The sequence below is a fragment of the Candidatus Binatia bacterium genome, assembly GCA_036382395.1.
GTDB lineage: Bacteria > Desulfobacterota > Binatia > HRBIN30 > HRBIN30 > JAGDMS01.
In genome coordinates this window covers 1-11,096 of sequence record DASVHW010000403.1, presented here as the reverse complement: position 1 = coordinate 11,096, position 11,096 = coordinate 1, and the positions used below count along the sequence as shown (strand labels likewise).

Annotated in this window: 11 protein-coding genes; 2 read left to right on the top strand and 9 right to left on the bottom strand. The window is 63.4% G+C overall.

Features of this window, described 5'->3' with window-relative positions; translation table 11 throughout:
* Nucleotides 1-999 precede the first annotated feature (999 nt).
* Both VF515_19665 and VF515_19660 read left to right on the top strand, forming a co-directional pair.
* Entirely contained in the window at nucleotides 1,000-1,206 is a 207-nt protein-coding gene (locus VF515_19665) for a type II toxin-antitoxin system HicB family antitoxin (GenBank protein HEX7409852.1), read from the top strand.
* Complete coding sequence (locus tag VF515_19660; GenBank protein ID HEX7409851.1) at nucleotides 1,203-1,415, top strand: type II toxin-antitoxin system HicA family toxin; 213 nt, start codon at nucleotides 1,203-1,205, stop codon at nucleotides 1,413-1,415. The genes VF515_19665 and VF515_19660 overlap by 4 nt, the downstream gene beginning before the upstream one ends.
* Nucleotides 1,416-2,580: 1,165 nt before the next feature.
* Here VF515_19660 and VF515_19655 read toward each other — a convergent pair.
* The 9 genes from VF515_19655 to VF515_19615 all read right to left on the bottom strand — a co-directional run.
* Nucleotides 2,581-2,790, bottom strand: coding sequence for a carbohydrate porin (locus VF515_19655; protein ID HEX7409850.1), 210 nt, complete (start codon nucleotides 2,788-2,790; stop codon nucleotides 2,581-2,583).
* Nucleotides 2,791-2,931: 141 nt separating this feature from the next.
* The gene (locus VF515_19650) at nucleotides 2,932-4,134 is read right to left on the bottom strand and encodes an Nramp family divalent metal transporter (GenBank protein ID HEX7409849.1); all 1,203 of its coding nucleotides are present in this window, start codon (nucleotides 4,132-4,134) and stop codon (nucleotides 2,932-2,934) included.
* An 80-nt stretch (nucleotides 4,135-4,214) separates the two neighbouring features.
* Nucleotides 4,215-5,561, bottom strand: a complete 1,347-nt coding sequence (locus tag VF515_19645) for a CBS domain-containing protein (GenBank protein HEX7409848.1) — start codon at nucleotides 5,559-5,561, stop codon at nucleotides 4,215-4,217.
* A gap of 95 nt (nucleotides 5,562-5,656) precedes the next feature.
* Nucleotides 5,657-6,130, bottom strand: coding sequence for a cytidine/deoxycytidylate deaminase family protein (locus VF515_19640; protein ID HEX7409847.1), 474 nt, complete (start codon nucleotides 6,128-6,130; stop codon nucleotides 5,657-5,659).
* Nucleotides 6,127-7,179: a site-2 protease family protein gene (locus VF515_19635; protein ID HEX7409846.1), complete on the bottom strand. Its 1,053-nt coding sequence runs from the start codon at nucleotides 7,177-7,179 to the stop codon at nucleotides 6,127-6,129. Before VF515_19635 ends, VF515_19640 begins: the two co-directional genes overlap by 4 nt.
* Entirely contained in the window at nucleotides 7,176-7,976 is an 801-nt protein-coding gene (locus tag VF515_19630) for an SAM-dependent chlorinase/fluorinase (protein ID HEX7409845.1), read from the bottom strand. The genes VF515_19635 and VF515_19630 overlap by 4 nt, the downstream gene beginning before the upstream one ends.
* Nucleotides 7,977-7,999: 23 nt before the next feature.
* Nucleotides 8,000-9,364: a glutamate--cysteine ligase gene (locus VF515_19625; protein ID HEX7409844.1), complete on the bottom strand. Its 1,365-nt coding sequence runs from the start codon at nucleotides 9,362-9,364 to the stop codon at nucleotides 8,000-8,002.
* Between the two features lie 108 nt (nucleotides 9,365-9,472).
* A complete protein-coding gene (locus tag VF515_19620; GenBank protein ID HEX7409843.1) occupies nucleotides 9,473-10,078 on the bottom strand; it encodes a carboxymuconolactone decarboxylase family protein in 606 nt (201 codons plus the stop codon).
* A 7-nt stretch (nucleotides 10,079-10,085) separates the two neighbouring features.
* A partial coding sequence (locus VF515_19615) for a cyclic nucleotide-binding domain-containing protein (GenBank protein ID HEX7409842.1) occupies nucleotides 10,086-11,096 on the bottom strand: 1,011 nt, incomplete at its 5' end.

The following is an 11,096-nucleotide window of genomic DNA, read 5'->3' as shown; positions in this document are numbered from 1 at the left end:
GGTGGGTGTGGCTCGCGCAGCAGACTGCTGACCTCGCTTTGTCTTTGCGGGGCTGGCGCGGTGGGAAGAGGTCGTGATAGACGGGGAGCGCGAGGAATCGAACTTCGGCCGGAACGTGAGCGCACCAAACAGGACCCCTGCGTCATGCACCACGAGTAAACCCGGACGGTCCGGCTCAAATGACGCACCCGTGCCCTGGTGCCGTCACCGCCCGCCGAACGGCTGGGTCTCAGAAAACGCACCGTCGAAGTGTGTCCACCGCGATGACGCGGTGCAATAAACCGCCTATTAGATATGTGTGTGGGCCGCGGCTGACGCGCTGTGCCAACGCCGCGTCTGCAGCGGTTCAGTTCAACGGGGCCTTTCCGCCATCCGGCCGCGGGCGCTTCAACTCGTCGCGCGCGTCGAGCGGCCGGATGACGGAAAAACCCTCTTGCGTTCGGCAGCCGGAACCGACACGCAATGACAAAGGACGCTATCACTCAGGCCGACCCAACTCCGAGGTGTTGCCTTCCCTGCGGAGTAAGCACGACAGCCAGGCGCCAGATCCAAACGCCGAGGTTCAGAAAGCTGGATCCATGAGGGGGCTGCCGGGATCAGGTGCCACCCTCTTGGGTGGGAGGCGACAATGGCGCGCGGCGCCGGCGTCTTCAGACTAGTCGGCGGGGCGGGCAGACGCTCCGCGACTGTCGATGCTTGCGGATAGCCCGCATAAACGGCCGATTCGACACAATGCCCCAGTATCAGACGTTCCCATGTCAGACATCCCACCTGGAAATCTCAGACGGACCCGCACATACGGGAACGTTTTGCGATCGCTGAAGGAGGGACTCACTCGCAGATAACCCCTCATCGAAAATCTAACTCTCGCTGCAGCCGACAGGGGGCAGCGGTCCATTCTGGTGAATCGGTGGCCGCGGTTTGCCCCCTACGACTGACCGGCGCCAGTTCGACCGGTGAGTGCGACAGCGCTATGATCGGAAGCGGTCGGAGGAGCCCATGACGTTCAAAGTCGAGACCGAGCAAGAGACGGACGGGCGATGGATTGCGGAGATCGACGCGCTGCCCGGTGCACTGGCGTATGGCTCGACCGTCGAGGAAGCGACGGCGAGGGTGCAGGTACTTGCCTTGCGCGTGCTCGCTGATCGCCTCGAGCACGGTGAAACCGGACCCGACCTGATGACCATCTCCTTTGCCGCTGCATGAGTCAGTGGGGGAGTGCGAAGGCCAGCCGTGTTCTCGCGGCCCTTCAGGGATTTGGATGGACGGTCAGACGGCAGACCGGTTCGCACAAGGTTCTCGCCCGTCCCGGCTGGCCGGACTTCGTCTTCGCGTTCCACGAGCGCGACGAGATCGGACCACCGATGCTCGCCCGCATCGCGAAGCACACTGGGTTACAACCGGACGACGTGTGAGCGGTGCGCGTCGACCAACACGCTCGACCCGACCGGCATGAACATCTCTGCTTGTCGCGAACGCCGCTGCGCCGGCGGCTCAGCGTGAGCGGTCGGCGCACTCCAGTGATCACGCATGGCAGATCTCTCTCCAGTCTCGGGTCGCGTGTCCTGCGACGAGATCGGTCGCGCTGTCGGGCATGCGGCATCGCCGCCAGACAGGTGCTTGCCATCCGCCACGGCTGGCGACCGGTCTCTCGACGCGCATGCCTACGGGCTATAACCTATGTCTCACCGGCGAGTAATTTGAATTTATGCCGAAGGTGTTGCGAAACATAGCCCAGGGTTGCCGCCCAGCGGCTACCCTGGGCTGGGAACACCGATTCCTCTTCTACCCCGAAGGGGTTGCGCTCTCGACGCGCCCGACATTATGTTGACAGTGCATCATGGCTCAGTCTCTATCAAATTGCCTCGTTCACCTCGTCTTTTCAACCAAGGACCGGCGTCCCGTTCTTGCTGACACGGACCGGCGCAACGCCATGCACCGCTACCTTGGCGCCGTCTCGGCGCGATTGAAGTGCCCGGTGATCCGCGTGGGCGGCGTCGCCGATCATGTGCATTGCCTGGCACGGCAAGCTCGCACCATCACCGTGGCCGAATGGGTCAAGGAACTGAAACGAGCCTCGTCCCTGTGGGCAACGACTCAGGGGGCAGCGCTTTCCGGCTTTCAGTGGCAGGCGGGATATGCGGCATTCTCGGTAAGTCAGTCCCTGAGCCGGAAAGTGGAACAGTACATCGAACAACAGGTCGAGCATCATCGCAGTTCGACTTTCAGGCGGAGTTCCGCAAACTGCTGGAAGGCCATGGCGTGGGATACGACGAGCGGTACGTGTGGGATTGATGTCGGTAGGAGCGCAACCCTTTCAGGGTTGGACTGTTCGGACAGCAGACCCAGGGTAGCTTCGCAACCCTGGGCTATGTTTCGCAACGCCTTCGGCGTAGGAGCATCGCATCAAGGCGACGCAGGTTCGTGCACTGCCACTTACTGAGTCTCGCAAAATACAGGGACACGCTTACATACCGATCTCCCCGAGTAGCGCCCGTCTTTTCCGGGCGCGTATCGAGGGGCGACCGCGGTGGACCTGCCTCGCAAGCATCTCTCGATACGGCGCCCAGAGGAAGGGGCCTACTCGGGACGAACGGAAGAAACACGGAATCCGGGAACGATTACCGGGCCGCGGCCGCGGTTGTAGCCGGGATGGCGAATGTACTGGAGGTCGACCGCTATGAAGACGCCGTGCCACGCATGCAGCGTATAGTAGGTTTCGAGGGTTTGCTCCGTGTTGTAGTTGAGCCGGCCTTCTCCGAGGATAAACCCCCTGGCCGCCGAGGGCATAGGGCATGTGAATGGAGTTCGGTAGCCGATTTCTAGAATGGGGCTCTGGGGTGCGGGGCCGTGCACGAATGCGGACAATTCGCGAGGTATCAGTCGGCCTGCGCTCTCTGCGGCGCCGGGTCGCACCGACTGGCTCTTGGCTCACCCGCCTCCGATCAACAGACTGCCCACCATCGCCACGGTCAACAAGATCATGATCGCCGAGGCGCTCCAGGCGACGATGTTGTACGTGCGCGAGTTGACGTACTTGCCCATCAGATCGGTGCGGTTGACGAGGAGCAAAATGAAAATCAGCACGAACGGAAGCAGAATGCCGTTGACGACCTGTGACAGGTACATCACGGCCAGCAAAGGAAACCCGGGAATCAGTATGAAGACGGACCCGAGGAGGATCAGCGCCGTGTACAATCCGAAAAATTGCGGCGCGTCACGAAACTTGTTGTCGATTCCCGTCTCCCAGCCGAACCCTTCGCAGACATAATAGGCGGTCGAGAGTGGCAGGATGGAGGCCGCAAACAGCGAGGCGTTGAAGAGGCCGAAGGCGAACAGACCAGCACAGTATTTCCCGGCCAATGGTGCAAGCGCCAACGCGGCGTCCTGTGCCGACTGGACCGAAATGTGGTGCGTGTAGAGAGTGGCGGCGCAGGCGACGATGATGAACAGCGCGACCACGTCGGTCACGATGCAGCCCACCACGACGTCGTAATAGGAGTACCGGTAATTCGACAGCTTGACGCCTTTCTCGACGACGGCGGCCTGCAAGTAGAATTGCATCCACGGGGCAATCGTCGTGCCGACCACGCCGATGAGCATCGCCAGGTACTCCCCGCGCCAGCTGAACTCGGGTACCACCATACGCGTGAGGACCTCGCCCCACGGGGGGCGTGCCATAAATCCCGAAATGATGTACGACACGTAAAACAGGCAGGCGACCAGGAAGACTTTTTCGACGCGGCGGTACGTGCCGTAGACGATCAGCCACCACACCAGCAACGCCGCTACCGGGATGGAAACGTACTTCGATACCCCGAAGATCTCGAGCGCGGCGGCGACGCCGGCAAACTCCGCGATCGTGTTGGTCAGGTTGGCGAAGAGCAGGGCGACCATGACATAGAAGGTTGCCTTGACGCCGAACTGCTCGCGGATGAGGTCGGCGAGTCCCTTGCCGGTGACCACTCCCATGCGGGCGCACATCTCCTGCACCACGATGAGGGCCACGGTGATGGGGATCAGTGTCCACAGCAGGCCATAACCGAATTGCGCGCCGGCGAGCGAATAGGTGGTGATGCCGCCGGCGTCGTTGTCGACGTTGGCCGTGATGATGCCGGGCCCCACCACCGCCATGATCAAGGCGATGCGTCCAGGCAAGCCGACGCTCAGGCGTGCACGCCAGCGGGCGCGCAGGCCCCGCGGTGCCGAAGGTTTCAATGCCCCAGCTTGCGCTTCCATGCTTGGTTGGCGATGTGGCTGACGACATCGTCCACGGTGATCATGCCCACGATGACGTCGTTGTCATCCACTACGGGCAGAGCCAGCAGATCGTACTTTTCCACGATCTCAGCGACCGTGTCGCGGCTGTCGGTGTGATGCACGCGTGCCGGGTTGCGGATCATGATCTCGCTCAACTGCGCTTGCGGCACGGCCATGATGAGGTGGCGCAGGTTCAAGACCCCGACCAGTCGCCGGTCCGCATCCACCACGAAGAGGTAGTAGATGTTCTCGATGTCCGGTGCGGCACTGCGCAAGTGCGCGAAGGTATCTTCGACTGTGAGCTCGGCAGGGAGCGCGACGAATTCGGTGGTCATCATGCCGCCCGCCGTGTCCGGCGCGTAGGTCAGCAACTCGCGGACGTCCTGTGCTTCGTCGATCTCCATCTTGTGCAGCAGGGCGGTTGAGGTTTCCTGCGGCAACTCGCTGAGCAAGTCGGCCGCCTCGTCGGGTGGCATTTCCTCCAGGATGTCGGCCGCGTGCTCCTGTGAGACCGTCTCGATCAGCTGGGTTTGAATGCGCGGATCTTCCACTTCAGCCAGGGCGTCGGCGGCGGTCTCCGGATCCAAGGAGCGGAACATGGTGGCGCGGTCGTGCGTGTCGAGGTCGGTGAGGATCTCGGCGATGTCCGCGGGGTGCAGCTCCTTCAGTTGTCGCTGCAACACACTGAGCCGAATGTTGTGGGCTTTCGGATCGAGCGACAGCGGCTGGACGTACTGCCAACGGATGAGCCGTTCGGCGCTGAGATAGTGCGCCCGCGGCGCGACGCGGCGCAGCAGTCCGTCGAGGGCGGACTCCCACCCCATCCGCCGCACCAATCCACGCGTGCCGACGTCCACATGGATCAGACGCAGCTCGCACCGCCCCAGCTTGAGGAAATGGAGGTCGTTGACACGGACGACCTTGGCGCCGCTGGTATCGACGATCTGCTTATCGAGCAGGGCCTCGCGAATGAGGATCTCGCCCGGGGCATCCATCTTCGAAGGCTTCAGCGCGTGAATCGGCACGCCGAGGCGGATTGCCGCTCCCTCGATGTCGACGACGTCACTCCATCGGCCGGTGAGCGCAAACGGTTCCCAGCGGCCCCGCTGTACGACGAAACTCACGACCGGAGGAAACATGTATGCCACCGACACGGCCACATCGGTGAGCTGTCCCACCCAGGCCCCCTGCGAGTCACACACCGGCTTGTTGAGCAGCGCCGAGAAGAACACGAAACTGTGTCCTTCCTCGGCGACAACTCCCTGCATATCGTTCGTCGGCAACCTGTCAGGCGTAGTCATCTCTCGCGTCTTCCTACAGAACCGCGCGACTTGCAATCAGTATGACTGGCGGGCTGCCTGTGAACTCCAGCGCAACGCGCCGCTCCACCAGCGCCCTAGCTGCCAAAGCGTTCCGGCAGCGTGATACGTTCGAGCTGGACCTGCGGCGCGTATTGCTGCAGGGGTTCCAGGGTGTGCAGCTTGTACTCCTTTTCGTAGCAGATGCGAACGATGCCGGTGTTGATGAGGACCTTGAAGCAGTGGATGCAGGGCGTGTGGGTGATGTAGATGTGCGCATCCCGAATGGCGGCGCCATTCTTCGCCGCCTGCGCAATGGCGTTGATCTCCGCATGAATCGTCCGAAAGCAGTTCTCCTCGGTCTCGCCGCTGGGGGTTTGCGATTTGTAGACGAGGCAACCTGCCTCGGTGCAGTGGGGCAAGCCGGCTGGCGATCCGTTGTACCCGGTGGCCAGGATGTTCTTGTCGCGCACGATGACCGCGCCGACACGCGCACGCAAACAGGTTGAGCGCTCGGCCACCTGCCGCGTGATGGTCATGAAGTACTGGTCCCAACTCAGACGCTCGCTCATGATGGAATCCCCCGCATGCGTGGTGTGAGATGCAACGGCAGCAGCAGGCCACCGCGTGCGCGCGGCGGCGTACCTGGCTGCCAGGTTACCGGCGTCCGCTCGCCCTCGAATGCCGGTGATGGCGCTGTGACGATAATCGGCTCGGGAATGAAGGTCAGGATGAAGGCGCCGATGGTCAGCCAGGCGGCCACGCGGCGGCGCCCGCTGAGGGGGGTGGTGATGTCTCGGGTGGGCGGGTGGTCGATGCCGATGATCAGCAGCAGCACGATCCAGACGAACCATCCGTCCCAGCCGCTCAGGCCCAGAACGGCGATGACCCCGAGAAAGAGCCGCGAGATCAAACGATGCCAGCGGCCGAACATGGCGTAGGTCACGTGCCCGCCGTCGAGTTGTCCCACCGGCAGCAGGTTCAAGAACGTCACGAACAGTCCAAACCATCCCGCCAACGCGATCGGGTGCAGCACGATGGTGGCGTCGCTGGCCGTCGTCCCCAAAGCCAGCCGCGTGAGAAGGGAGAACAGAATCGAGTCACCGAGGACCAGGCCCCCTTCGCTGAGACCGAGGGGGTGGACCTCGGAAAGCCGGAGGCCGATGAGCACCGCAGGAATGGCGACCAACAGTCCCGCCCAGGGCCCGGCGGCACCGACGTCGAACAGCGCCCGGCGCGTTGCCGGCGGTGATTTCATGCGGATGAAGGCGCCGAAGGTGCCGATGAGAACCGGCGGGGCCGGAATGAAGTAGGGCAAGGTTGCGCTGACGCCGTGCACCTTCGCCAAGGTGTAGTGACCCAGTTCGTGCACCAACAAGATCGACAGCAGCGTGACCGCGAACGGCACGCCGGCCCACATGCTGCCCAGGTCATGCAGCGGGTCCGCCCCCAGCTGAAAGGCGCCCGCCATTGTCGTGGTAATGAAGGTCGCCACGAAGAGCACAACGTGGATGAGCGGCAGGCGTCGCGGACGGCGAACGGCCTCGGCCGATTTCCACGCCGGTAGCGATGATGCGGGCGGGTAGTTCTCGATGGTGTCGTCGGGACCGAAGCCTCTCATGCGTCACGTGACTCCAGGACTACGGTCACGGGCGTTCCCGGTGCCGCAGCAAACATGTCTGCCGCGCTGCCGTTCCGTACGGCCACTTCGAGCGTTCCCCAACTCCCCACGATGGCGAGCGGTGAACCCTCCGCAACGGCAGTGTAGGCGCTGACCGGCCCGGCAACGGGCGTGCCGGTGATGCTAACCGAAACCTGCTGCGCTGGGAAGCGCGGGAGTGCTTCGGCCGTGATGTTTGTCACCAGATTTCCGAAGTGGTCCACATGCACCACTACGCCCGAGATCGTCGAACCGGTGCAACGTGCTTCCGGAACCTTGAGCTCGGTGATCGAATCGATCACCGAGCCGAATGCTTCCGGTGCCACACCGCGCGACAGGTGCGCCGCCACGGGCGCAAAGACGTCTCGCCCGTGAAACGTCCGCGAGACCGGGTGCCGAAAGAACGTCTCGTTGGCGATCAGGCGGATCACCCGGCGGCCCATGAGCGCCGCGGCCGGACACAGCAGGCCGTTGTCCGGGCCGACGAGGAACCCGGTGTCGGTTTCGATCAGAATCGGCCGCCGGGACGAACCCACTCCGGGATCGACGACGACGAGGTGCACTGTGCCCTGCGGGAAGAACGGCACGGCGCTGCGCAACAGGAGCGCTCCGGCCATGATGTGCTGCGGCGGGACCGCGTGGGACAAGTCGACGAGGCGAGCGTCCGGATTGATGCTGAGCATCACTCCCTTCATGATACCCACGAAAGCTTCCGCGCTGCCGAAATCCGTCAGCAGAGTGATCAGAGGTGAAGGCATACGACCGAATGTCTGCCAGCGGTCTATTGTGTGGCGCGGTAGGCGGTGCCCTCGACGAGCCGCGTCACCTCGCGGTTCCAGGGGCCATCCCACTTCTCGAGAAGAATGTCAGCCGGGCAGCGGCCGCGCCGCACCAGTTCCCCTAAACGCTCGAGGTACACGGCCTCGCTTTCTTGCTCGCCCTGACGCTGCCGATCCAAGCCGGTGGCCGCGATGTCGATCAACTCACGCGCCAATTCGCTGACTTCGATGCCGCCGACACGGGCTTTCAGTGCGTGGCGATGGACCGCATGGTACAGATTGATCCGGTCGTCCCAGCTCCAGCGCTTGACCAAATCCCAGGCGGCCCACAAGCAGTCTTCCTCGTAGAACAGCCCCTTCACTATCGCGGGTGCGGCGAGCATCAGCTCCGGTGGCTGACTGTCGATTGACCGGATCTCAAGATACGCCTTCAAGCGGACCTCGGGGAAGAGCGTGGTGAGGTGGGCGGTCCAGTCGGCGAGTGTGGCACGTTCCCCCTGACAGCCGTCGGTCCAGAATCGGCGGAAGGTGAAGGCCGTCATGTCGAGCCAGCGGTCGCCGCGGACGATGAAGTACATCGGCACGTCCAGGGCGTACTCGATATAGTCGCTGAAGCCGCACGCATCGCGGAACACGAACGGCAGCAGACCGCAACGGGCTGGATCGGTATCGGTCCAGATGTGGCCGCGGAAGCTCATGAAGCCGTTCAGTTTCCCGTCGCTGATCGGTGAGTTGGCAAACATCGCCGTCAGCAGGGGGGCGATGCCCATGCCGACGCGCATCTTGGCCATGGCGTCGCGTTCGCTCGCATAATCGATGTTCATCTGCACCGTGGCCGTTTGCATCATCATACGGTGCCCGAGGGTGCCGACGCGTTGCATGTGGGGGCCCATGATGGCGTAGCGGCGCTTGGGCACCGGCTCGATTTCATCCGGTCGGCTCAGCGGCTGCATGCCGAGACCGAGAAAGGCGATGCCGAGATCGCTGCCGACGGCGACGATCTGGCGGACATGCTCCGAGAACTCACGCGCGGTTCCGTGGATGCTGTCGCACGGTGCCCCGCTCAACTCGAGCTGCCCGCCCGGCTCCAAGGTGATCGAGGCGTCGTCCCCTTGCAGAGCGACCACCCGGCCGTTTTCGATAACGGCGGGCCAACCGTAGCGGTCCCCCAGGCGGCGCAGGATCTCCTCGATGCCACCCGTGAACGGCACCGCTTTGCCGTTGGCCGCCCACACCGCGACCTTCTCGTACTCCGTGCCGATGCGCCACTGGGCGCGCGGCTTACACGCGGCCTCGAAGGAGGAGACCAATTGATCGTAGTGTTCGAGCCCCACCGGGGCGCCGCGCGCGGCAATATACTGTGACATCGGGTCTGCCCTGCGGAGGTGTGCCACACCATAACTCTGCGGCACACGCTATCGCAACCGTGGTAATACGGATTCAGTGTTGCAGCGGTTCCCCGCTTCCGAGCACCCTTACAGGACCGGCTCGCTCTCGAGCGCAACCCGGGTGGATTCGAGGAACCGGCTCAGCATGTTGAAGTAGCTGCAACACAGGATCAGCTCCGTCGCCTGGCGGGTCCCGTAGCGCCGCAGGATCTGGCTCAACGCGGTATCGCTCAAGCGCACGTCGCGGCTGATCTCGTCGGCGACGCGGCACAGCAGGTTGCCTTCTTCGTCGAGCCCGGTGACCGGACCATCGACCCCGATCTGAACGATCTCGGGGTCGGTCAGCCCGAGCCGTTTACCGAAAGCCACATGCTGGACCCACTCGTACTTGGAGTGCGTGACATGCGCCACGCGCAGGATGGCAATTTCGCGTTTGCGGGCGTCGAACTCGCTGCTGACGATGACCGACATGGCAAAATCGATGAGGGCTTGGAAGCTGGCGGGGGCGTTGGCCATCATGCGAAAGACGTTGAGCGGCGGCAAGCCCGCGAGGGTTTCGCGGATGGCTGCGGGCAGATCGTTGTCGGTGGGCAGCGGAATGGTCGGGGACATCAACGCCTCCTTCTCGGCAAGCGGGCGCACGACGTACGAGCGTCGGCGCGACTGATCCTCCGCGGCGTCGTCGTCTGGCATGAGCACGTCAAGTATTGGCGCCGCGCCCGACGTACTGGTCGGTCATGCGTTGCAGGCGATCACTGAGGATACGGGTGAGATTCAAGAACACCTTTGACGCGATCCGGGGGTTGCGGCGCTGGATCCGCTGCAGGAAGTGTTGGTCGACGGCGAGCACCTCGACGTTGTCGGCGGCCACGACGTCGGCGCTACGCTCGCTGTGACGGACGAGTGCCATGTCGCCGAACACGTCACCCCGCCGGAGCGTGAGGATCGACTTACGGTGCTCGCCGGCGCCCGCGAGAACGTCAGTCGTCCCCTCAATGATGACATACATCTCGTCGCCCAGCTCGCCTTGCCGGACGATGTATTCACCGGGCGCAAAATGCTTGAGCTGCGCCATCAGTACGACGATGCGCGCTTGTCCCGGCCGCAGCCCGGCGAACAGCGGAATGGTTTGCGCGGGGTCCTTGCCGAGCCTGACCGATACCAGGTCCCAAAGGGTGATGATCTTGGAGGTGGTCAGCAGCGCCGGCAACAGGACCAGGTTTGCCGCCAACGCCGTGATCAGGGTGACGCCGGTCAGCACGCCAAAGTTCTGAATCGGGACGAAGCTCGAGAAGGCGAAGGTGAGGAACCCGGCGAACAGCGCCGCCGTGGCGTAGACAATCGGCACGCCGACCGTCCGCAGCGCCCGCATCATCGCCGCGGCCTGATCGGTTTCCCCCTGCAACTCGAGATTGAGCCGCGCCATGTAGTGGATGGTGGAATCGACGGCGATCCCGAGGGCGATGGCGGCGATCAAGCTGGTGCCGAGGTTCAGCGGAATGCCGAGCCAGCCCATGACCCCGAAAAAGATGACGATCGGCAGGACGTTGGGCAGGATGGCGAGACACCCTACCTTCATCGACAGGAACATCAGCGACATCACGATGAAGATGACGCCCAGCGCCAGTGACAGACTCTCGATTTGCCCGGTGACGATGTCCGAGGTCGTGCCGGTGAGCAGCACGAGATTGCCGGTGGGATGAACGCGCAG